This window comes from Mycobacterium asiaticum (assembly GCF_001673365.1).
Taxonomy (GTDB): Bacteria; Actinomycetota; Actinomycetes; order Mycobacteriales; family Mycobacteriaceae; genus Mycobacterium; species Mycobacterium asiaticum_A.
On record NZ_LZLS01000034.1, the window covers coordinates 1 to 23,788 of the forward strand.

Annotated in this window: 14 protein-coding genes; 6 read left to right on the forward strand and 8 right to left on the reverse strand. The window is 64.6% G+C overall.

The genetic code is table 11. The features are described from left to right. The 7 genes from A5634_RS03905 to gabT all read right to left on the reverse strand — a co-directional run. Positions 1-433, reverse strand: a 433-nt coding sequence (locus tag A5634_RS03905) for a PE family protein (RefSeq protein ID WP_155769347.1), incomplete at its 3' end; no start/stop codon positions are given. 602 nt (positions 434-1,035) lie between these two features. Beyond that, positions 1,036-1,407 carry a hypothetical protein gene (locus A5634_RS03910; RefSeq protein ID WP_065142776.1) on the reverse strand — a complete coding sequence of 124 codons (372 nt, stop codon included), beginning with the start codon at positions 1,405-1,407 and terminating at the stop codon, positions 1,036-1,038. Beyond that, positions 1,404-1,943, reverse strand: a complete 540-nt coding sequence (locus tag A5634_RS03915; protein ID WP_065142777.1) for a BBE domain-containing protein — start codon at positions 1,941-1,943, stop codon at positions 1,404-1,406. The genes A5634_RS03910 and A5634_RS03915 overlap by 4 nt, the downstream gene beginning before the upstream one ends. Continuing rightward, complete coding sequence (locus A5634_RS03920; RefSeq protein ID WP_065142778.1) at positions 1,915-2,760, reverse strand: FAD-binding oxidoreductase; 846 nt, start codon at positions 2,758-2,760, stop codon at positions 1,915-1,917. Before A5634_RS03920 ends, A5634_RS03915 begins: the two co-directional genes overlap by 29 nt. Beyond that, the gene (locus A5634_RS03925) at positions 2,747-5,398 is read right to left on the reverse strand and encodes a cytochrome b5 domain-containing protein (RefSeq protein ID WP_065142779.1); all 2,652 of its coding nucleotides are present in this window, start codon (positions 5,396-5,398) and stop codon (positions 2,747-2,749) included. The genes A5634_RS03920 and A5634_RS03925 overlap by 14 nt, the downstream gene beginning before the upstream one ends. A gap of 1,825 nt (positions 5,399-7,223) precedes the next feature. Beyond that, positions 7,224-10,703: a carboxylic acid reductase gene (gene car, locus A5634_RS03930; protein WP_065142780.1), complete on the reverse strand. Its 3,480-nt coding sequence runs from the start codon at positions 10,701-10,703 to the stop codon at positions 7,224-7,226. A 163-nt stretch (positions 10,704-10,866) separates the two neighbouring features. Next, on the reverse strand, positions 10,867-12,216 hold the full coding sequence (gene gabT, locus A5634_RS03935) for a 4-aminobutyrate--2-oxoglutarate transaminase (protein WP_065142787.1): 1,350 nt from the start codon (positions 12,214-12,216) through the stop codon (positions 10,867-10,869). Positions 12,217-12,501: 285 nt separating this feature from the next. On the opposite strand from gabT, the gene yajC reads away from it, so the two are divergent. From yajC to A5634_RS03965, 6 genes are all read left to right on the forward strand, one after another. Continuing rightward, positions 12,502-12,858, forward strand: a complete 357-nt coding sequence (yajC, locus tag A5634_RS03940; RefSeq protein WP_065142788.1) for a preprotein translocase subunit YajC — start codon at positions 12,502-12,504, stop codon at positions 12,856-12,858. Positions 12,859-12,951: 93 nt separating this feature from the next. Beyond that, on the forward strand, positions 12,952-14,829 hold the full coding sequence (secD, locus tag A5634_RS03945; RefSeq protein WP_065142781.1) for a protein translocase subunit SecD: 1,878 nt from the start codon (positions 12,952-12,954) through the stop codon (positions 14,827-14,829). Between the two features lie 6 nt (positions 14,830-14,835). Continuing rightward, complete coding sequence (gene secF, locus A5634_RS03950; protein ID WP_065142782.1) at positions 14,836-16,110, forward strand: protein translocase subunit SecF; 1,275 nt, start codon at positions 14,836-14,838, stop codon at positions 16,108-16,110. A 4-nt stretch (positions 16,111-16,114) separates the two neighbouring features. Continuing rightward, complete coding sequence (locus A5634_RS03955) at positions 16,115-17,767, forward strand: ABC transporter substrate-binding protein (protein WP_065142783.1); 1,653 nt, start codon at positions 16,115-16,117, stop codon at positions 17,765-17,767. Then, positions 17,749-18,306, forward strand: coding sequence for an adenine phosphoribosyltransferase (locus A5634_RS03960; protein WP_081290182.1), 558 nt, complete (start codon positions 17,749-17,751; stop codon positions 18,304-18,306). The genes A5634_RS03955 and A5634_RS03960 overlap by 19 nt, the downstream gene beginning before the upstream one ends. A gap of 124 nt (positions 18,307-18,430) precedes the next feature. Next, entirely contained in the window at positions 18,431-20,791 is a 2,361-nt protein-coding gene (locus A5634_RS03965) for a RelA/SpoT family protein (protein WP_065142785.1), read from the forward strand. A 1-nt stretch (position 20,792) separates the two neighbouring features. On the opposite strand, the gene A5634_RS28555 is transcribed toward A5634_RS03965, so the two are convergent. Further along, positions 20,793-23,642 carry a PE family protein gene (locus A5634_RS28555; protein ID WP_437339938.1) on the reverse strand — a complete coding sequence of 950 codons (2,850 nt, stop codon included), beginning with the start codon at positions 23,640-23,642 and terminating at the stop codon, positions 20,793-20,795. Between the last annotated feature and the right edge of the window lie 146 nt (positions 23,643-23,788).

The window sequence follows — 23,788 nt, forward strand, 5'->3', positions numbered from 1 at the left end:
CCCACAAGATCCCGCCATCCCCACCGGCCTGCCCCGTGCCCGCTGCCCCGTTGACCCCGTCACCGATCAATGGCCGTCCCCACAAGGTGTTAGTGGGCGCGTTGATCAACCCCAGCACACCCTGCTCCACAAATTGCAACGGCGAAGCACCAGCCACCTCAGCACCCGCATAAGCCCCGGCTCCGGCACTCAACGCCTGCACAAACCGGTCATGAAATAACCCCACCTGCACACTGAGAGCCTGATATTCCTGCCCATAAGCACCGAACAACCGCGCCACCGCCGCCGACACCTCGTCACCAGCCAACGGAACAATTCCTACCGTCGCGGGCCCCGCCGCACCCGTTGCCACCCGTAACGCCTCCCCCAACCGACGCAAATCACCCGCCGCCGCACTAACACCGTCGGTTGAAACAAAAACATGGGATGACATTGAGGATCCTTCCGACTGACAGCGACTGAAACGCGAATGCGCGGGGAACGCTACACGCGCCGCGCCATGGATGTATCGAATACCGAAAAATTGAATACAAGTATGTAGATTTGTCTTCAGACGGTCACATCCGCCATCGATCAGTAAGTTGCTCACCCACGTTCTGCTCAGCCCGGATGGAATGGCGATGCGCCCCTGCGCTCATGTCCGTGCTTCGACGAAGCTGAATGCATGGCTGAACAACTCACCCGAATTGGCGCCCAGCGGCACTTCCGGCCAACAACAACGAGAGAGTCCGATGCCGCAGGTGCCCGAAGTGCCATGTCTGCCAAGGTTATTCAGATGCACCCAACCGGCTGGCGTCCCGGGGGTTTGCTAGATCGACAAAAGTCAGAGGCGAATGCAACCTGGATTCAGATCACCCACGATTCGCCGAGGAGATGGTAATCAGGAGCGGCCTGGTTTGCTCTGCTCAGGTCTACGTATTTTTCGGGTTCAGCAGAGTAGGTTTCGGTAACTGAAATTATGGGCTCTTTGAATCCAAAGTCACCGTCCAGGTCGGTGTGCAGTATCTGAAATGTGATCTCTATCTTGCACAGCTTCTAAAGCCCAGCAGGGGTGTTGTAGAAAAGAACCATTTGAGATACACGACCGCTTGGGTGCTTCGGTGGTTGACGGCCGTTGGCGAACTCGTCTTCGATGTCGTAGTACCCGGGAAACCAGGTGTTCGTGAGAATTCCCAAATCAAGTAGGAGATTCAGCAAGGGTATGCCGACGTATCGGGCTGCGAATTCGTAAGGAGCGTGGGGGAGGCGTTTGCGGTGAGTGTAGGTGTAGCGGTCGTCGGCCCAGAGGAAGTCGTGGTATTCGCTGCAATACCCGAAGTACTTGCTTTCGCGAAAATCTTCCAAACCTATTTTGAGCGCGGCCTGCATACGAGCTTCTAGGTCAGAGTAGAAGGGGCTGCTGTTCACGATTCTTCACCTTTCTTGAGGTCAGCGAATAACCCGTTGCCGGTAAGCCGCTGATCGGGATCGAACTTGTGTTTGAGTGCTGCGAGGCGGGCGTAGTTGTCCGCATAGACGGCGCGGGCGTCGGCGCTGCCGTAGTTCTGGTAGAGCGAATTTCCCAGCATGTAGGGCGCCATCGCATGCCAGCACTCATCGGCGAAGCGAACGTGTTCGGTGGCCGGCCGTTGCCTGTCCCAGGCCGAACAGATCAGCAGGTTGTAGGTGGCGCTTCGGTGCGGGAACGCGGTGTCGCTGGGTGCGCAATGGTTGATACGGCCGCCCACGTGTTCCAGAGAGATCAGGCTGGTGGGGGAGGTGATAGCGGCCACGCGATCGAGCAGAGCCGCAGCCGCGGTGTCGGTCAGAGATCCGGCTCCCATGTAGCCAGCCCGCCAGTAATAGTGCGCTCCGTGAGGCACGTGGGTGTCGAGCATGCTCTGCTGCGTGGTGTAGCGCGTCGTGCCCAGGTCGTCACGGATGGGCGTGCCCAGTGAGTGCAAGCGTGCAACCAGTCGAGCATTGTCGGCGGCGGACAGGTCGGACAGCAATGACACGACGCACACGTGCTGATCGGGCCTCGTGCATGAAGGTGAGGTACATCGTCACGTCGTCGCTGCATTGGTGGGTGTATTCACGGTAGAAGTCGAGGACTGCCTTGGCGTCAGCGATGGGGAAGGTAATAGATCCGCCGAAAACCTTGGGGCCGAGTTCGAACAGTCGGTAGTGGAAGCTGGTGACGATGCCGAAGTTTCCGCCGCCGCCGCGCAGGGCCCAGAAAAGATCGGCGCGGTTGTCGTGATCGGCGCGCAGAAACTCGCCTTCGGCAGTCACGACGTCGACAGCCAGGAGATTGTCGGACGCCAAACCGTAGCGCCGGGATAGCCATCCGTAGCCTCCGCCCAGGGTGAGTCCGGATATCCCGGTGTGCGAGACGGTGCCCAAGGGGGTGGCTAAGCCGAATTGCTGGGTCTCGTGGTCGAGTTCGTTGCCGAGTAAGCCGGCCTGGGCCCAGGCTGTTGCGGATTCGCGGTGAACGAATGCCCCTTTGAGGGCGGACAGGTCGATGACGACACCGTTGTCGATCATCGCGTGTCCGGCGACGCCGTGGCCTCCGGCGCGGACGGCGATGGGGGCCGTCTGCGCATTGGCGAACCGCACGACCTCGATGACATCGGACACCCCGAGGCACTGCACGATCATCGCGGGATGTCGGTCGATCCGACCGTTCCAGAGTCGGCGCGCCGAATCGTAGTCGGCGCTGTCGGGAAGAAGGATTCGGCCGCGAAGTTTGCCGCGGAGCAGTTCAGCATTGAACATATGAGGCCCTGCTCCGTCCGAGACCGCCAAGACGGATCTGGGCGAACCGTATGACATCGTCAATATGAGCGGGCGCCGTCTGACCGATGGAATCGGCACCGTCGTGATAAGTCCGCCGCAAAATATCGCATAGGTGGGTAATCAGCATGCGCCCGTAATCTTCGTAGGTACGAATGCACGACGTAAGTTCGTCAGTCCACGTCGTAAGTGAGTCCGGATCCGCCATGCATTCCTTCACGAAGGCCACGGTATTCTTGTGTGCGGCGCTGCACAGACCGCTCATTCTGTTGTAACGCTCGGTGTCGATTCGAAGTACGTCAGCGAGTTCTTGGCCCCACATGGTTGCCTCGGGCCAAAGCTCTATAGCATTCGATAAACCGCAGGCTTGTACATAGATGTCGTCTTCGTTGTTTTGCTGTACTTCGGCCTGGGTTACTACGAAGGCGTTGGTGTAGCGCACCACTTTGTAGAGAAAATCGGTCATGGGCTGTAGATGTTTTGGTATCGGCGCCGCTACACCTTCGACGAATACATCGGGCATGCCGAGCGTCTTGGACGCGGCGCCGTGGGCAATTTCGAATTCCCTGGTGATGTCGGTGCCGGCCAGCATAGACAAGATGGTGTCGCCACCGAGGTGGATGGTCAGAAATGACGTGATGTCGAGGACCTTGCCTTTACATACGACACGCACACGGCGTTTCGGATCGGTAGCGGTGGCAATATTCCATGGATAAAAACTCTTGTCGGTATTCGGGAGCGCATCCACCTGAACGCAGAAGTTCAACCGGCGCTGCTCGCGCAGCCGACGGACCGCGTCACCGACCAATGCGGAATGCATTCCGATGGCGAGCCGCAGTGCACCATGAATGCGCCGGACAAAGGACGCGACGCCGAGCACATAGAAGTGGACCCCACTATCGATCATGCGATGTATCTCGCGAGCTTCGCGCAGTATGGCGGCGGCGAGATCCAGGTCAGCTCTTACCCTCGTCCTACCGTTGACCAGCGGATGAAGCGCAGGCGGAAGGTCGGCGCTCTCTTGCCAGATGGTGGTTTCGTTCGCGTGCTCGTGGTTTCCGATCGCCAGTGCCATACCTAGACAACTGAGGTCGGAGAAAATGACAACGGAAGCCGGTCGACTAGGGGGGCGACAGAATGGACTGGGCTGACGCTCAACGGAGCTGATGCCTTTGATGTTCTCGGCGGCGCGCAGCCAAAAGTACGTGTGGTCACCGGCTGGCTCTCTGTGCACGAAATTGGCAAGAATCGTGGTGCGTGTTCCGTCGACACGTTCGATTCCAATTGCGGCGCGGTCACCCGGTAGCCAGCCCATGTCGCGTACCGGCAAAATCAATAATCGCGAATCGCGGTGGCATCTGTGTTCGGCTGACAATCTAGCGCGATTTCGCCGCAATCCGGTCGAACGCTCAGCGGCGCTTACGCGCAGATGTCGATTTGCCAGCTCCCATCCCGGCGTTGCTGCGGTCCCTTCGATACCACCGTTGCTTTTCTCGCGACCACTCAGGATCGCTTGGTAAGAATAGGCGAACACTTTACGGTGGTGCGTTTGAAAGAAGTAGTCGTAACTCTGACAGAGGTAGTGATAAGCCTCCTCGAGTTCTGGACACCGCGCCCGATGTGTGGCGACGTAATCGGACACGGGCATTTCCCCGACTGCGGCAATCAGCTTTTGCCACGAGGGAGGCAGCATCGCTCGTGTTCTCAACATGATCTGCCCAAGGAAAGAGCCGTACTTAGTACGCCCGATCAATTGGTCCATGACGTGCCAAGCGGGCGAGAATAAACCTGAGAAACCTTCTTCGCCTTCGAACATCGCCGCGGTCCAGCGCGCAGTGGTGTTTCCCCACTCGATGGCGCTGACGCGCGTGTCGGCAGACGCCAGCACTTCTTCCACGATGGTCTGCCAAAGCCGAGCGAGGCGAACCAGTTGCGCCACCATGCCGGCGTGGTCGTCGGTCAGCATGGCTCGCTGAAGATTCAGTGGCGCGCTCACGCCTGGAAATCGCGAACAAATTTCCACGACGGAGAACCAGAATCGGTGCTCAGTGCGTGATTGGAAAAACGGAACGAGCAGCCTCGAGTTGTTGCCGGTCACGTGTTCGGGCGCATAAGGTGCATCTTCGCCGTACACGAAGTTGGCGACGAACAAATCGCTCTCCACGCACGAGCGGTGCCGGCCCATGCGGCGCCAGATGGCCTGCCAAGGCTGCATGATCTGCGCGTGCACGGGTTCGAGCACAGTGCCGCCAGTCGCGCCGATTCTGGCTAACGAAGCCGCATTGGCATGCTGACCGCCTTCGTCCATTTCTTGCCAACTATATTTCCAGCCGAGCGCGAGAACCCCTAAGACCATATTGGCGCGGACAAGATACTCATCGGGTAATTCAGCCGGATCCAACACCGGCAAGCTCGCCAGATTGCGGCATACCTGGCCTGTCCGATACCACGCCGGAAGGTTGGACACGTATTCATCCCACAAAGACCATTGAGCGGGTAGGTGCTGGGGCAGCGGTTGTCGAGGGAAGAATTCATATTCCTCACTGACAAAACCGCCATGACCGTAGACATCGTTCTGGATTGATCGCAGCAACAACTCGATCGGGGTGGTGGATGGCACCGAACTGCCTCTCTCGATAGATGGAGAAAGTGGAATTTCGATTGGCTCGCTAGAGTGACTTCGCAGCGCAATAACCCACTACGGATTACTACCGCGGCGGCTCTGTCTAGTTAATATTGATTTGGGTATGGCGTCGTTCACGCAACTACTAGGCTCACCTGAACTTCACTTGGATGACTCTCCGCAATTTCCTCGGGCTATGCCGTGCTGCTTACGGCTGTTCAACACCGTCCAGGGCATCGAACGCGCCTCTGGGTGGTGCAGTACACGCCCTTACTTCGATTGTTGCCCAATGGGTCTGAACTGCCGCGTCCCGTCGCGTCCATCAGATCCCACGGGTGAATCCTCGTCTCTCGTTCCTCGAAAACTCGTCCTCGCAGCGGCCCGGCATCTATTCCCTTGGCGAGACCACATGCGCAGGCAAAGGCATATATGACTGCGAGAGGTGTCTTCTCGGATGCCGCGCAGCAAACGGTATCCTATCGTTCGCTCGGATTGTAGAGAAATCCGGAACTTCATACAAAAAGATTTTCATGGATGTTCCTTTGGCCGTGACGAGAACCTTTAGGAAGGGTAAATAAGAAAGAAGACAGAGCGGCCGTTTTTGATCTCGGGGACATCATTCCCATGCGCGTATCTCGCCACCAAGATTAACGCCGTATCAGGGTGACGGTTGCGCAACACAGTGGAACGCGATAAAAGCTGTGCCCTTCGACGCAACATTAAGAGCTGCTGCGATGCATTGGGCAGGGGAGCGTGAATGCTAGACCGAACGGATTTAAAAACAGCACGCTCGCGCGGAAATCACACTCTCTTGTTGACTGTTGTCAAGAAATGTTGAGTGTGTGGTCAATTAATAGTTCGCATCCACGTGATGCGACTCTTAAACGCAGGTGGGGGCCTACTGTAGCGACAGTGGCTATGAACGTACTGGTCACCTCGAAGGATCCGGCCGCGGCGTCTTAGTCTCGGCCGTGTCGTTCGTTCGGGACTTGCCGCACGGGGTGTCCTCGGACCGTTCCTCATGTCGGCTGGGGCTGCCCGGAGCGTTGCTGAGGGCGTCACCAAGAACCGATCTACCCGCCGAGCCGTTCTTCTTAAGGCCGCTGCCGCTGTTGGCTCCGGTCCGCGAGGCGGGCTCAGGGGCGCCGAAGGTGGCACCGCCGCAGCCGCCAGTCGTGGCGCTGATCTGCCTGGCGCCGTCGATGCCGACTGCTCGGGCCGACGCAAATAACTCGCCGCCGCCAATACACCGTCGGTTGGAGCGGTCGCAAACGACGACAACTGCGGGAATCCTTCCGACTGACAACATCGACTGACCTGCGAATGCGGTGAACGTTACACCCGCCACACCGTAAGTTCCTGGATTTCGGACCAATTAAATGAATACATTAATGTTTCCAATAATCAGTACCGGCCGCTCGCTCGAAATCCGTACACCAGTGTTTGTCATACGTCGATGAATGCGATTCCATAAGGGATCGGCGTATCCGGATATATACGCGTTACCTGGCTAGGCGCGGAAGATCAACGGGGACAGGGTATTCCAACTGAAGCGGGACGCATGTTCCGCGTGCGGGATGCAGTGGCGCGGTTCCGCGCTGTCGACAGTCTGCACTGCTAAGACAAGTCGATACCGAATATCACAAGTTGAATTCGAGGTCAAGCAGCGGTGCGACACGCGCGATTGCTCTGCGTACTTATATTTGTGCGCACAGGATGCTACATGGCGCGGTCTCGACTCCTGCTTCGAGTCGTAGTGCGAACAGACGTAAAAGCACCCCGGAACAATTGTTCCAGGGTGCTTTTACGTCTGTTCGCCGTACTAGAGCAACTTGAGCAACCGCAGGTTGCTGACGTATTTGGCAATAATCGCGGGCGTGACGTGCGGGATGTCCTTATCCGAGCCGATCTTGGCCTCCTGGACCGCCGCACGGAACACGTCGGTGGGTGCGATCGACCCGCAGACGGGGTGTTCCGGCTTCTGGTAGTTGTGCAGCAACGGCAGCAGCGAAGCCTGGCGCTGCGCGTCCGGTAGGGCCCGCAGCGAGGTCTCGAACCGATGCAACCACTCGCCGTAGTCTGCGATCCGCTGGATCCCGCAGCCGTCATCGATTAACCAGTCGACGAACTCGTCCATGCCGATGCCGTCGTCGTACGGGTTCATCACGTGGTAAGTCGCGAAGCCGGCCCCACTCGCGGCACCCAGGACCGCGACCGCCTCGGCGATGAACTCCACCGGCAGTCCGTCGTAGTGGGCGCGCTGGCGGTTGCCTTCGGAGTCCAGCTCGTAGAACGAGCCGGGCGCAATCCCACTGGCGACCAGGCTCAGCATGGTGCGGGTGAACATGTCCGGCACGTTGAGCTGGCCTGCCCAGGTGGTGTCGGCCAGGATCATGTCGCAGCGGAACACCGCGACCGGTAGACCGCACAGGTCGTGTGCCTCCCGGAGCAGCACCTCACCGGCCCACTTGCTGTTCGCGTATCCGTTGGCGTAGCCGTCGTCGATCTGACGGGTCGCGCTGATCACCCGGATGTCGGCGTCCTCGGTGAACTTGCCTGGTGCAACCCCGCCGCCCACTGCGATCGTCGAGATGTAGGTGAACGGCTTGATCTTCGTGGTCAGTGCCAGCCGGATCAGCTCTGCGGTGCCCAGCGCGTTCGGTCCGAACAGCTGGCTGTACGGCAACACGTGGTTGACCAGCGCCGCCGGGTCGACGATGACGTCGACGGTGTCGGCCAGCCGCTGCCAGGTCGCCCGGTCCAGGCCGAGGTCCGCCTCGCCCTTGTCGCCGGCGAGCACTTCAAGGTGCTTGTTGGCCAGCTCGCGGTAGTGCGCCAACAGCTTCGGGTCACCACTATCGAACGTCTTGTCCAGCCGGGCTCGGGCCTCTGCATCGGACTTGGCCCGCACCAGGCAGATCACCTTGCCGTCGGGCTCCTTAGAGATCCGCTCCAACCATTCCAGGGCGAGATAGCGGCCCAGGAAGCCGGTCGCGCCGGTGAGGAGCACAGTGCGCACCTGAGCACTGGCAGCGGGCAGACTCGCCGCGCTAGCCAAGGTCTCGGCGTCGATGAACTTCTCCAGGGCGAGGTCACTGGCGTGCACCTCGACCGCGTCCGGTCCATGGACCGAGGAGAACGTCGGCCGCTTGGATCCCGGCTGACGCTCGGCCTCGATGTAGTCGGCCAGCGCTTGCAGATCGCTTGCCGGGCTGACGATGACACCCACCGGCACCTCGATCTCGAAGATCTCGTGCAGCAGATTGGCAAAGGTCAACGCGGACAACGAGTCTCCGCCAAGGTCGGTGAAGTGCGCGTCGGGGGACAGATCGGTGCTCGCCGCACCCAGCATGGCCGCCGCGGCACGGCTCACCGTTTCCAGCACCGGCGCGTTGGTCCCGCTGCGACGCAGTTCGCTGAGTTCGTTGGCCTGACCCGCGGCCAGGTCGGCGTAGAGCTGCTCGAGCCGATCACCGTAGTGTGCCTTCAGCTTTGGCCACGCCAACTTGCGGATGCCGGTCAGCAATCCGTTTTCCAGGGTGAACGGCGTGGTTTCGATGATGAAGTCGCGTGGCACCTCGTAGGACTGCAGTCCGGCGTCTTTCGCGACGGTCTGCAGTGAGTCCGCGATCATCGGGCGCAGCGCCGCGACGTCGTGGTCCGCCAAAGCATCCTCGGTCGGCACCACCACCGCCAGCAGGTACGGGTGCGCGCTGTTTCCGTAGACGTAGATCTGGCGCACCAACGGGCTGTTGCCGAACACCGCCTCCAGCTTCGCGACCGTCACGAATTCGCCCTGGGCGAGCTTGAGCACGTTGTTGCGCCGGTCGACGTAGACCACCTTGTCGGGGGCGACCTCAGCGACGACGTCACCGGTCCGGTAATAGCCGTCCTCGTCGAACACATCGGCGGTAATCTCCGGCCGCTTGTAGTAGCCGGGGAACAGGTTCTCGGTCTTCAGTAGCAGCTCACCGCGCGGATAAGGCTGATCGGTCTTGAAGTAGCCCAGGTCCGGCACGTCGACCAGCTTGTAGTCGGTGACCGGCGGACGCTGGATCTCACCGTCGAACAGGACCATGCCGGCTTCGGTGGAGCCGTAGCCGTCCAGCAGGTGCATCTCCAGCAGGGATTCGGCCCAGGCCTTCAAGTCTGGCGAGGTGGGCGCCGAGCCGGTCATCGCGAAGATGAAGCGGCCGCCGAGCAGGTTTTCCCGCTGGTCGGCCAGCACGTCTGCTGGGTCGGCGCCGCGGTCGACCTCGCGCTGAAACTCGCCGTACAGGGTCTCCCAGATGCGCGGCACGAAGTTCAATTCGGTGGGCCGAACCAGGGCCAGGTCTTCGAGCAGCGTCGACAAGTCGCTCTTGGCCGCGAAGTACGCGGTGCCGCCGTTGCCCAGCGTGCCGTAGAGGATGCCGCGACCCATGACGTGACTCATCGGCATGAAGTTGAGGGTGATCGACGCCGCCGTCGGACCGAACCAGTTCTTGGCCGAGCGGCGGAACATCTTGCCCACGTTGGCCTGCGGGTACATCGCGCCCTTGGGTGCGCCGGTGCTGCCGGAGGTGTAGATCAGCAGCGCCAGTGCGTCTTCGGCCACATCCGCAAGCGGCGCCGCCGGCAGTGCGTTGCCGCGAGCGATCGCCTCGGCCAGCGGTTCCACGGCGACCCCGATGCCTGCCAAGGCGGTCGAGGCGCCGTTCACTGCCTCACGTTCGTCGTCGACCTCGGGGTGGTAGTCGAAGACCAGAAGTTTGGCGGGGGCGGGTGCGCTGCGAATCAACTCGAGTGCATCGGAGAGCTGGTTGACGCTGGCGGCGATCAGGACCGGCTCGGTCTCGGCGACGATCGGCTGCAGCTGCGCGATCGCGGCACTGGTCTGCAGCGGCACCGAGATCGCACCGATCTGGCCGAGGGCCATGTCGATGGTCGTGTAGTCCACGCTGTTGAACCCGAGCACACAGACTCGATCGCCCACTGTGACCGCGTCCTGGCGCAGGGCCCGCCCTAGGGCAGCGATCCGATCGCCGAGCTGGCCGTAGGTGATGGTGTCGAAACGGGGGAGCAGCTGAAGTGAGGTGCGTCCGGTGGCGTCGGCAACGAACTCTACGGCGCGCTGTCCGAGCGCGGGTCGGCTCGCGTAGCCGTCGAGCACGGTCTGGATGACCTGAGGGAGTCGCACTTCGGGTCGTTCCAGTGCTTCGGCGACCACCGGGTCTGGTTGGGCGGCAGCGAACTGCGGGTCGTTGGTAACGAGCTCGTTGACGCGCTGGGCTAGCCGCTCTTCAGAAACAGTGTTCGACATGGCAGTTCCCTTACAAAAGAGAGATTGAGGTCAGGCTGCGCAACTTTGCGCTGACTAAAAGAACGTTAGCTAAAGTAAAGATATTCCTCAACGATCTCCGCTGCGAACTAGCTGTGAGTTGCACCACCGGCGTCGGGCCGCATGGCCGCTTACGTGTACGAAGCTAGAGCTCTGCGAGCAGCCCGGTCAGTACCTCGACGCCCTCGGTCAACAACTCATCGGTGATCGTCAGCGGCGGCAACAGACGGATGATGTTGCCGAACATTCCGCACGTCAAGACGATGACACCCGCGGCGTGTGCCGCCGTGGCCAATTTCGTGGTCAACTCGGGGTCGGGATCGACCGTGCCGGACTTCACCAACTCGATGGCGATCATGGCCCCGCGGCCGCGCACGTCGCCGATCCGATCATCGGAAGCTTGCAGGCGCAGCAACGGCTCGGTGAGCAGCGGTTCGAGCTGGGCCGCCCGCTGCACCAGACCCTCGGATTCGATCGTCGCGATGGTGGCCAGCGCGGCTGCGCACGCCACCGGGTTGCCACCGAACGTGCCACCCAACCCGCCGGTGTGGGCAGCGTCCATGATTTCCGCGCGGCCGGTGATCGCAGAGAGCGGCAGTCCGTCGGCGATTCCCTTGGCCGTGACGATCACGTCAGGCTCTAGACCATTTGGGCCCTCATGCTCGCAGGCGAACATCGCGCCGGTTCGGGCGAAGCCCGTCTGCACCTCGTCGGCGATGAACACCACGTCGTTTTCTCGGCACCACTCGACCAGGGTGGGCAAAAATCCCTCGGCCGGAACGATGAAACCGCCTTCGCCCTGGATCGGCTCGATGATGACGGCTGCCAGATTCCGGACGCCGACCTGCTTGTCCATCACGCTGATCGCGCGCGCGGCCGCTTTCTCTCCGTCGGTCGCCAGTTCCTTATCGATCAGACCGTCCCGATACGGATAGGACAGCGGCGCCCGGTAAATCTCCGGGGCGAACGGCCCGAACCCACTCTTGTAGGGCATCGACTTCGCGGTGAGCGCCATCGCCATGTTGGTGCGACCGTGGTAGGCGTGGTCGAACGCGACGACGGCGGACTTGCGTGTGTAGGAGCGCGCGACCTTGACCGCGTTTTCGACCGCCTCGGCGCCGGAATTGAACAGCACTGAACGCTTTTCGCCGTCACCCGGGGTGATGCGGTTCAGTTCTTCGGCGACGGCGACGTAGCTCTCATACGGCGTGACCATGAAGCAGGTGTGGGTGAACTCGGCGACTTGCCGGCGTACCGCGTCGACGACTGCCGGCGACGAATTGCCGATCGTGGTGACCGCGATGCCCGATCCCAGGTCGATAAGCCGGTTGCCGTCGACATCCTCGATGACTCCGCCGCCGGCACGCGCCACGAACACCGGCAGCGTGACGCCCACGCTGCTGGACACCGCGGCGGAGCGGCGTTTGTTCAATTCCAACGACGCGGGACCCGGGATTTCGGTGACCAAATTGCGGCTCTGATCGAGGCTGGCCACGGATTCCTCCTCCCGCGCCGCGGCGGTCACGTCGCGGTTACGAGCCTAGTGGTGATCGCAAGCGCCGCGAAGCGGGGCGTAGCGGGTCACCACGATTTGGTCCCGTGGTGATCGCAAGCGCCGCGTAGCGGGGCGTAGCGGGTCACACGGTGCCGGTCAGTTGGCGACCTGCGGGAATGGCAGACTGGACGGTTGACGACGTGCACGAGCCCCGGTCGACGGGCGCTTGGCCCCGTAATGAGCGGGGATTTCGAAGCACTACCGATACGAAAGACAGGCGTGTTGATGGAGAGTTTTGTCTTATTTCTGCCGTTCCTGCTCATCATGGGCGGGTTCATGTTCTTCGCCTCGCGGCGCCAGCGCAAGGCGATGCAAGCCACCATCGACCTGCACGAGTCTTTGCAGCCGGGGGACCGGGTGCACACCACCTCGGGCCTGGAAGGCACCGTCGTCAGCCTCACCGACGACTCGGTTGACCTCGAGATCGCCGAAGGTGTGGTGACCACCTGGATGAAGTTGGCGATTCGCGACCGCATTCTGCCCGACGACGAGGATCTGGATGACGACGAGAATCTCGCGCTGGACGCGGCGGACGAAGACTCCGACGAGGAGCAGGACGTCGACTCGCGCCGCGCCACGTAGTCTTTACGGGTCTTGACGGGTCTTTACGGTCCTTAAGGCGGCCCTGCGGAGGCCTCACGGGTCCCCACCGATTCTCAAGGAGATAGAAGGAACGTGGCATCGTCTTCGGCGCCGGTGCATCCTGCCCGCTACCTGTCGGTGTTCCTGGTCATGCTTATCGGCGTCTACCTGCTGGTATTCCTCACGGGGGACAAGAAGGCCAGCCCGAAGCTGGGCATCGACCTGCAGGGCGGCACCCGCGTGACCTTGACCGCGCGCACCCCGGACGGCTCGCGGCCCAGCCGAGACGCGCTGGCGCAGGCACAGCAGATCATCAGCTCGCGTGTGAACGGGCTGGGTGTCTCCGGCTCGGAGGTAGTTGTCGACGGCGACAACCTGGTCATCACGGTGCCGGGCAGCGACGGCAACGAGGCACGCGACCTCGGCCAGACCGCGCGTCTGTACATCCGGCCGGTGCTCAACTCGGTGCCGGCGCAGCCGGCGCCGCCTGAGGAGACCAAACCGGGTCAGCAGCCGACAGGGGGCGAGCCCGGTGCTCCCGCTCCTGGCGCTCCTGCTCCGGCTCCAGGTGCTCCGGCTCCAGGTGCTCCGGCTCCAGCTCCCGGTGCTCCGGCTCCGGCCCCCGGCGCACCCGCGCCGCAATCCGGCGCTCCCGCACCTGCTCCTGCACCGGCACCGCCACGCGGACAGCCGCGGCCATATCCGCAGGATCCGGCGCCCAGCCCATCACCCGGCCCATCACCCAGCCCGGCTCCCGGCCCATCACCCAGCCCGGCTCCCGGCCAGCCACCGGCACCGACGGCAGAGGCGCCGCCTCCCGCGGTGCCCGCGGCCCCGGATCCACGCAAAGATCTCGCCGAGCGCATCGCTCAAGAGAAGAAGTGGCGACAGAACACCAGCCAGTACATCCAGATGGTCGCGCTGCAGTTCCAGGCCACCCGCTGCGACAAGGACGACATTCTCGCGGGTAACGACGACCCGAAGTTGCCGCTGGTCACCTGCTCCACCGACCACAAGACGGCCTACCTGCTGGGGCCTTCCATCATCAGCGGCGACCAGATCCAAGACGCGACCTCCGGGATGAATCAGAACAGCATCGGCTACGTCGTGGACCTGCAGTTCAAGAGTGGCGCGGCTAATGTCTGGGCGGACTACACCGCCGCGCACACCGGCACCCAGACCGCGTTCACGCTGGACTCCCAGGTTGTCAGTGCCCCGATGATTCGGGAGCCGATTCCGGGTGGTCGAACCCAGATCAGTGGTGGTGAGCCACCTTTCAGCGCTGCCACGGCCAAACAGCTTGCCAACGTGCTGAAGTATGGATCGCTGCCGTTGTCCTTCGAATCTTCGGAAGCTCAAACCGTCTCGGCCACATTGGGTTTGACCTCGCTGCGGGCCGGCCTGATCGCCGGCGCGATTGGACTGGCGTTGGTATTGGTGTATTCGTTGCTGTACTACCGGGTACTGGGCTTGCTTACCGCGTTGTCGCTAATTGCTTCTGGCGCAATGGTTTTCGCAATCTTGGTGCTGTTGGGCAGATATATCAACTACACGCTGGACCTGGCTGGCATCGCCGGTCTGATCATCGGTATCGGTACCACCGCCGACTCGTTCGTGGTGTTCTTCGAGCGCATCAAAGACGAGATACGAGAAGGCCGTTCGTTCCGCTCGGCAGTTCCGCGTGGTTGGACACGAGCCCGCAAGACGATCGTGTCGGGCAACGCCGTCACCTTCCTGGCCGCCGCCGTGCTGTACTTCCTCGCCATCGGCCAGGTCAAGGGTTTCGCATTCACGCTGGGCCTGACCACCATTCTGGACGTGGTCGTCGTGTTCCTGGTGACCTGGCCGCTGGTGTACCTGGCCTCGAAATCTCCACGGCTGGGCAAACCGGCCTACAACGGCCTGGGTGCGGTCCAGCAGGTCGCCCGCGAACGCCGTGCCGCGGGCGCCGCAAAGACAGGACGGGGGTAAGCCAACGTGTCCGAAACCAAGTCTGCCGAGTCCAAGAAGGTCGTCGAAGCCGACGCCACCACTACCGAGCCGCACCACAGTTTCCTTTCCCGCCTTTACACCGGAACGGGTGCGTTCGAGGTGGTGGGCCGTCGCAAGCTCTGGTACGGCATCAGCGGCGCGATCTTGGCCATCGCAATCCTGGCCATCATCATTCGTGGCTTCACCTTCGGCATCGACTTCAAGGGCGGCACCACGGTGTCGATGCCCTCGACCGGCACGTCCGGGACGATCCAGGTCACCGACGTCGAAAATGTCTTCCATCAGGCCATCGGCAAGGATCCCGAAGCCGTAGTCACCGTTGGTAAAGGCGCGTCGGCCACCGTCCAGATCCGCTCGGAAACGCTGTCCAACGAGCAGACGGAAAAGCTGCGCACCGCGCTGTTCGACGCGTTCCATCCCAAGGGGCCCGACGGCAACCCCAGCAAGAAAGCCATCAGTGATGCGGCGGTATCGGAGACCTGGGGCGGTCAGATCACCAAGAAGGCGGTGATCGCGCTGGTGGTGTTCCTGGTGCTGGTCGGCGCCTACATCACCGTGCGTTACGAGCGCTACATGACCATTTCCGCGCTGACGGCGATGATCTTCGACATCACGGTGACCGCCGGCGTGTACGCGCTGGTGGGCTTCGAAGTCACGCCCGCCACCGTGATCGGACTGCTGACCATCCTCGGGTTCTCCATCTATGACACCGTCATCGTTTTCGACAAGGTCGAAGAGAACACCCACGGCTTCCAACACACCACTCGTCGAACTTTCGCCGAACAGGCGAACCTGGCCGTCAACCAAACATTCATGCGTTCCATCAACACCAGCCTGATCTCGGTGTTGCCGGTGGTGGCGCTGATGGTGGTCGCCGTGTGGTTACTGGGCGTCGGCACCCTGAAGGACCTGGCGCTGGTGCAGCTCATCGGCATCATCGTGGGCACCTACTCGTCGATCTTCTTCGCCACGCCGCTGCTGGTGACGATGCGGGAACGCACCGAACTGGTGCGCACCCACACTCGCCGAGTGCTGCGCCGGCGCAACAACGCGGCGACGACCGAGAAGTCGCCCAGCGAGGAGGCCACCGCGAAGGCGGTGTCCGCCGACGAGGACGCGACGCAGGCAGCCACCGAGGTCACCGAAGCGGTCACCCTTAGCAAGCCGGCGCCGACCAATAAACCTGCGCCAGGTGCGCGACCAGTGCGTCCCACTGGAACGCGTCGGCCTACGGGCAAGCGAAACGCCGGCAAGCGGTAGGCGAATGGCCACCCGGTGTCGCTGGCGCAATGCTGTCTTGGCCACGGGCCTGACGGTCGCGCTGGGCGCGTCCACAGTGACCGCATGCTCGAATAGCGCCGCGGACCAGATCAACTACGTGGTCGACGGCGGGCTGTCCACCTACAACGTCAACACCGTCATCGGTGCCGCCTCGGCGGGAGCCCAGGCCTTCGCCCGCACCCTGACCGGGTTCGGCTATCACGGGCCAGACGGGCAGGTGGTGGCCGACCACGACTTCGGGACCATCTCAGTGGTTGGCGGCGCACCGCTGGTGCTCGACTACCAGATCGCCGACAACGCCGTCTATTCCGACGGCAAGCCGGTGACATGTGACGACGTGGTGCTGGCCTGGGCGGCACAATCCGGGCGGTACGCCGGCTTCGACGCCGCCACTCAGGCCGGGTACGTCGACATTGCCAACATCGAGTGCACGCCGGGCCAGAAAAAGGCTCGGGTGTCATTCATCCCGGACCGTGGCGTTGTCGACTACAACCAGCTGTTCACCGCGACCTCGATGATGCCGTCGCACGTCATCAGCGACATCCTGGGAACCGACATCACCACGGCGCTGCTCACCAACAAGGTGTCGGTGGTCGAACAGGTTGCGCGAGTTTGGAATAGCACCTGGGAACTCAAGCCCGGTCTCGATCTCAAGCGCTTCCCGTCGTCCGGACCGTACAAGATCGACCGGGTCCTGGACGGTGGTGCCGTGGTGCTCGTCGCCAACGACCGGTGGTGGGGCGCCAAGGCGATCACCAAGCGGGTCACCGTGTGGCCGCAGGGCGGCGACATCCAGGACCGGGTGAACAACCGCAAGGTTGATGTGGTCGATGTGGCGACGGGATCCTCGGGTGCACTGGCGACCCCGGACAACTACCAAAGCGCCGATTCGCCCTCGAACGGCATCCAGCAACTGATTTTCGCCTCGCAGGGCCCGCTCGCGGCGCCCTCGGCCCGCCACGCGTTCGCGCTGTGCACGCCGCGGGACGTGATCGCCCGTGACGCCGGGGTGGCGATCGCCAACTCGCGCCTGTCCCCGGCGACTGAGGACGCGCTGTCCGCGGGCGACGGGGTGGTCGAATCCGCTCAGTTCAACAAGGCCGATCCCAACGCCGCCCGGGCCGCGCTGGGCGGTGTGGCGCTCACGGTGCGGATCGGGTACCGAAGTCCCAACGCCCGGTTGGCGACGACGGTGGGGTCGATCGCCGCTGCGTGTGCGCCGGCCGGAATCACCGTCACGAATGTGACACTCGACACTTCCGGGCCGCAGGCGCTGCGGGACGGAAAGATCGACGTGCTGCTGGCCAGCACCGGCGGAGCGGCCGGCAGCGGGTCCACCGGATCGTCCTCAATGGACGCATATGCCCTGCACAGCGGGAACGGCAACAACCTGTCGGGGTACGCAAACCCGCAAGTCGACGGGATAATCAGCGCGCTCGCAGTTTCTGCGGACCCCGCTGAGCGTGTCAGATTGCTAGCCGAGGGCGCGCCGGTACTGTGGGGAGATATGCCGACGCTGCCGTTATATCGGCAGCAGCGGACGCTGCTGACGTCCAAAAAGATGTTCGCGGTGGGCAGGAATCCGACCCGGTGGGGGGCGGGCTGGAACATGGACCGATGGGCGTTAATGCGGTGATGGAACTCAGGGGGAGCGCCCCGGTAGCGGACGTAATCGCGTCGCTGACCCGGGAGGTCGCGGACTTTCCGACGCCCGGCATCCAATTCAAAGACCTGACCCCGTTGTTTGCCGACAGCGAGGCGATGTCTGCGGTCATCGACGCACTAGCCGACGCCGCGGGCGACGCCGACCTAGTGGTCGGCATCGAGTCGCGTGGGGCCGTAATAGCCGCCGCGCTCGCGTCGCGGTTGGGGATCGGCCTGCTGTCCGTCCGAAAGAGCGGCAAGTTGCCTCCACCGGTGCTCAGCGAGGATTACCAGATGGAGTACGGCACGGCCACCATGGAGATCCCGGCTGACAGCCTTGACCTGGTGGGCCGCAACGTGGTGCTGATCGACGACGTACTGGCCACCGGCGGCACGCTGGGTGCCGCGACCAGGTTGCTCGAGCGCGCCGGCGCGAACATCACCGGCGCAGTGGTAGTGGTGGAACTCGAGTCATTGGGCGGCCGGCACGCGATCGCGCCGCTGCCGGTACACAGCCTGAGCTGCGCCTAGTTCTTCACGAAGTCTCCGCGAACCGAACCGGGCTGCGGTTTCCGGCGCGGCTTTTAGCAGTGTGGTTCGGCTCGGCGACTGTGGGCGCTGAACCGGATATCCTCTAGGTCGGAGGTGACCTAACTTGGCGGACGACCAAAGCTCGCTGCAAACCGCTTCGCCGCCTACCGAACCGCTCCCCATCGCCGAGGTGCCGGAGCCGCCGGTAGAGCTACCGAAGACGAGCAGCAGCGCGTCTCGCCGGGTCCGGGCGCGGCTCGCGAGGAGAATGACGGCGCGAAGCAGCGCCATCAATCCCGTGCTCGAGCCGCTGATCGCGGTGCACCGGGAAGTGTTTCCCAAGGCGGATCTGTCCCTGCTGCAGCGCGCCTACGAGGTCGCCGACAAACGGCACGCCACTCAACTGCGCCATTCCGGGGATCCCTACATCACCCACCCGCTAGCCGTCGCCAACATCCTGGCCGAGCTGGGCATGGACACCACCTCTTTAGTGGCCGCGCTGTTGCACGACACCGTCGAGGACACCGGCTACACCCTTGAGGCGCTGTCGGAGGAATTCGGCGAAGAGGTGGGCCATCTCGTCGACGGCGTCACCAAGCTGGACCGCGTCGTGCTGGGCAGCGCCGCCGAAGGCGAGACGATCCGCAAGATGATCACCGCGATGGCTCGCGACCCGCGGGTGCTGGTGATCAAGGTGGCCGACCGGCTGCACAACATGCGCACCATGCGTTTCCTGCCGCCGGAAAAGCAGGCGCGCAAGGCTCGGGAAACGCTGGAAGTCATTGCGCCCCTTGCTCATCGACTCGGGATGGCCAGCGTCAAGTGGGAGCTCGAGGACCTGGCGTTCGCGATCCTGCACCCCAAGAAATACGACGAGATCGTCCGACTGGTCGCCGGCCGCGCGCCGTCGCGTGACACCTACCTGGCCAAGGTGCGCGCCGAGATCATTTCCACGCTGAACGGCTCGAAGATCAAGGCGACGGTGGAAGGCCGCCCCAAGCATTACTGGTCGATCTACCAAAAGATGATCGTCAAGGGCCGCGACTTTGACGACATCCACGACCTGGTCGGCATTCGCATCCTGTGTGATGAGATCCGCGACTGCTATGCCGCTGTGGGAGTTGTGCATTCGCTGTGGCAGCCGATGGCGGGCCGGTTCAAGGACTACATTGCCCAACCGCGGTACGGGGTGTACCAGTCGCTGCACACCACGGTCGTCGGGCCTGAGGGCAAGCCGCTGGAAGTGCAGATCCGCACCAACGACATGCACCGCACCGCCGAATTCGGCATCGCCGCGCACTGGCGGTACAAGGAAACCAAGGGCCGCAACGGCGTTCCGCATCCGCATGCCTCCGCCGAGATCGACGACATGGCCTGGATGCGCCAGCTTCTCGACTGGCAGCGTGAAGCCGCCGACCCGGGCGAGTTCCTGGAATCGCTGCGTTACGACCTTGCGGTGCAAGAGATCTTCGTGTTCTCGCCCAAGGGGGACGTGTTCACCTTGCCGGCCGGGTCGACGCCGGTGGACTTCGCCTACGCCGTGCACACCGAGGTGGGTCACCGCTGCATCGGCGCCCGGGTGAACGGTCGCCTGGTGGCGTTGGAGCGCAAACTCGAAAACGGCGAAGTAGTCGAGGTTTTCACGTCCAAGGCGCAAAACGCCGGGCCGTCGCGGGACTGGCAACAGTTCGTGGTGTCGCCGCGCGCCAAGACCAAGATCCGGCAGTGGTTCGCCAAGGAACGGCGTGAGGAGGCGCTGGAAGCCGGCAAGGACGCCATGGCGCGCGAGGTACGCCGAGGCGGACTTCCGTTGCAGCGCTTGGTAAACGGCGAGGCGATGGCCGCGGTTGCCCGCGAGCTGCACTACACCGATGTGTCGGCGATGTACACCGCGATCGGTGAGGGCCACGTTTCGGCCCGGCACGTCGTGCAGCGGCTGCTGGCCGAACTCGGCGGCATCGACCAGGCCGAAGAGGACCTCGCCGAGCGCTCCACCCCGGCGACCATGCCGCGCCGTCCGCGCAGCACCGAAGACGTCGGCGTCTCGGTTCCCGGCGCGCCGGGCGTGTTGACCAAGCTGGCCAAATGCTGCACCCCGGTGCCCGGCGACCAAATCATGGGGTTCGTAACCCGAGGCGGCGGTGTCAGCGTGCATCGCACCGACTGCACCAACGCCGCATCGCTGCAGCAGCAGGCCGAGCGCATCATCGAAGTGCTGTGGGCGCCGTCGGCCTCCTCGGTGTTCCTGGTAGCGATCCAGGTAGAGGCGCTGGACCGGCACCGGTTGCTCTCGGATATTACCCGGGTGCTGGCCGACGAGAAGGTGAACATCCTGTCCGCGTCGGTCACCACGTCCGGTGACCGGGTGGCGATCAGCCGGTTCACGTTTGAGATGGGCGACCCCAAGCACCTCGGGCACCTGCTGAACGTGGTGCGCAACGTCGAAGGTGTCTACGACGTGTACCGGGTGACGTCGGCAGCCTGAGTCAGGCGCCTGATCCGCCCTTTCCGCCGCCGCCGCCCGCTCCGCCGATGACGCCGCCGATGCCGGTCGGAGGGGCCCCATTGCTGCCCGACGATCCCTTGCCGCCCGGCACGGTGCTGTTGTCGAGATACCGCGAGCCGCCATCGCCGCCGGCGCCGCCGGCACCGCCATTGGCTCCTCCGTTGCCTAGCGGTGGCGCGGGCCCGTCGCCGCCTTGACCGCCGGTTCCGCCGGCGCCGCCGCTGCCGCCCCCGGCCGTGCCGCCCCCACCGCGGCCGCCTGTGCCGCCGGTGCCGCCTTCGTGAGCGCCGGTGACGATTATGGAGCCGGAGCCGGCGCCACCCGTGCCGCCGGTACCCCCATCGCCTCCCTTGCCGGAGCTGTGCGTGCCTTCCACGCCGCTCCAGCCGCCCTCACCGCCGGCGCCGCCGGTACCGCCTCTGCCACCTGAGACGCCGGGCCCGGTGCCGCCGGTGCCACCATTACCGCCCTTGCCGCCGTTGAGGCCCCATCCGCCGTCACCGCCACCGCCGCCGTCGCCGGCGGTCGGATTGAAGATGTCGCCGTTACCGCCAGTGCCGCCGTGGCCGCCATTGCCGCCGTTGCCGCGAACGCCGGCGGTCCCGGTGGCCCCGGATGTCGAACCGGCACCGCCGTTGCCGGCGTCTCCACCCTGACCGCCCCAGCCACCATCGCCGCCGTGACCGCCTCGGCCGGCACTGGGGTTGTCTATATGGGGGACAGCGCCGTTGCCGCCGTTACCACCGTTGCCACCCGTACCGCCCATGCCGCCTGTACCGCCCATGCCGCCTGCGCCTTGGCTGCCGCTCTTGCCTGACACGGCCGTGCCGCCGGCTCCGCCCGTGCCGCCGGTGCCGCCGGTCCCACCCTTGCTGCCGGTGCCGCCGTCGCCGCCGGTTCCGCCGTCGCCCTGGCTGGGTGAGGAACCGTTGCCGCCGTTGCTGCCAGTGCCCCCGGTGCCGCCTTTACCGCCGATACCGCCGACGCCGCCGTCGCCGCCGTCCCCGGCCCACGCGCCACCCTTGCCGCCAGTGCCACCCATTCCGCCGCTTCCGCCGGTGCCGCCGATCGCGCCGGCCGCACCATTAAGGCCCTGGCCGCCGGCCCCGCCCGCGCCACCCTTGCCGCCGTCGCCGACCAGGCCGCCGTTGCCGCCGTTGCCGCCGGTCGCGCCGGTGCCAGCAGGAGTGTTGGCGTCTGCGCCCTGGCCGCCGTTGCCGCCGTTACCACCCTTGCCGGCGATGTTGCCGGTGGCGCCTGTCGCGCCTTGGGTGGAACCCGAACCGCCGCCACCGCCGGCCCCGCCCTGCCCCGGATCGCCGCCGTCGCCGCCGTTACCGCCGGCGCCGTTGTTCAGGCCCAGGGTGCCGGTTGCGCCATTGCCGCCGTTGCCGCCCATGCCGCTGGTCCCGCCTTGGCCGCCGGTGCCACCGGCACCCTGGCTGCCGGCCTTGCCGGCCACCGCTTTACCACCGGCTCCGCCGGTGCCGCCGGTGCCGCCGGTGCCGCCCTTAGCGCCGTTGCCGCCGGCTTGGCCGTCCTCGCCCAGCTCAACACCGTGGGCGCCTTGGCTGCCCGCACCGCCGGTGCCGCCGGTGCCGCCGGTTCCGCCCATTCCTCCCTTACCGCCGTCGCCGGCCAGGGCGCCGCCATCGCCGCCGGTGCCTCCGGTCCCGCCGGTCGCACCGGTGCCACCGATAACTCCCGCGGCGCCGGCATTTCCTTGGCTGCCGGTGCCGCCGGTACCGCCGTTGCCACCGTTGCCGACCAGGCCGCCGTGGCCGCCGTTGCCTCCGGCGAACCCGCCCTGGGGGTTAGAGCCGAAGTTGTACCCGTCACCGCCATTGCCACCGTTGCCACCGTTGCCGCCGCTGGTGGCGGTGCTGCCTTCGATGCCGTTTGCGCCGGCGGTGGAACCCGAACCGCCGAGACCTTTGGCCCCGCCGCTGCCGGGATCGCCGCCGTTGCCGCCATCACCGCCTTTGCCAAGTAGTCCGTTGGCGCCGTTGCCGCCATTTCCGCCGGCCGCGCCCTTACCGCCGTTGCCGCCCGCTCCGCCCGCACCGTCGAGGCCTGCCACACCGGCCGGCGCAGCGCCGCCCTTACCGCCGTTACCGCCGTTGCCGCCGGCGCCGCCGGATCCTCCGTCTTGGCCGTCCTGACCGGCCGCGCCCCAGGCGTTCGGATCGGCGTGCGCGCCGTCGATGCCCGCAGCCCCGTGTGACCCGTTGCCGCCGGCGCCGCCCTTGCCGCCGACGCCGCCGTTGCCGGCCAAAGCGCCGCCCATGCCACCGTTTCCGCCGAGCCCGCCCGCGCCGCCGGAGCTGCCGTCCTGACCGGGTGGCGGAATAAAGATGCCGCCGCCGGCGCCCCCATTGGCCCCGTTGCCGCCGGCACCGCCGTTGCCGACCAGCCCGCCGTTGCCGCCGTGGCCACCGTTGCCGCCGGTCTGGCCGCCGCCGAAACCGGGGAACGGGGAGTTGCCGTTGCCGCCGTTGCCACCATTGCCGCCACTGGTCGGTGTGCTGCCCTGAACGCCGTTGGTGCCAGCGATGGAACCGGACCCGCCGGCCCCGCCGGCGCCGCCGACCCCGGGGTCGCCACCGTCGCCGCCGTTGCCGCCGTTGCTGGGGAAGGCCGTTGCCTGGCCGCCGTTGCCGCCGTCGCCGGGCGCTCCGCCCGCCCCACCTGCACCCCCGTGGCCGCCGAGGCCGTCGCTGCCGGCGCGGCCGAAGAGGCCGCTTCTGCCGCCAGCACCGGCGTTGCCGCCGGCACCGCCAGCACCGCCGTCGCCGCCGTTTCCGCCGTCGCCACCCTTGCCGGCGACCACGTCAGCCAGCACGGACGCGTGGCTGCCGCTGGCGGCGTGGCCACCGGCCCCGCCACTGCCGCCCGTCCCGCCATTGCGGAATTGTTCGGCACCAACGCGCTGGAATACCAGCAGATCAGCAGTCGGGTGGCGACATTTTATGAGCA

What these genes read in the sequence shown, in the direction of transcription:
- A5634_RS03920 (WP_065142778.1), bottom strand. Translation starts at nt 2,760, where the DNA reads ATGTTCAATGCTGAACTGCTCCGCGGCAAACTTCGCGGCCGAATCCTT.
- car (WP_065142780.1), bottom strand. Translation starts at nt 10,703, where the DNA reads ATGTCGAACACTGTTTCTGAAGAGCGGCTAGCCCAGCGCGTCAACGAG.
- yajC (WP_065142788.1), top strand. Translation starts at nt 12,502, where the DNA reads ATGGAGAGTTTTGTCTTATTTCTGCCGTTCCTGCTCATCATGGGCGGG.
- A5634_RS03955 (WP_065142783.1), top strand. Translation starts at nt 16,115, where the DNA reads ATGGCCACCCGGTGTCGCTGGCGCAATGCTGTCTTGGCCACGGGCCTG.
- A5634_RS03960 (WP_081290182.1), top strand. Translation starts at nt 17,749, where the DNA reads ATGGGCGTTAATGCGGTGATGGAACTCAGGGGGAGCGCCCCGGTAGCG.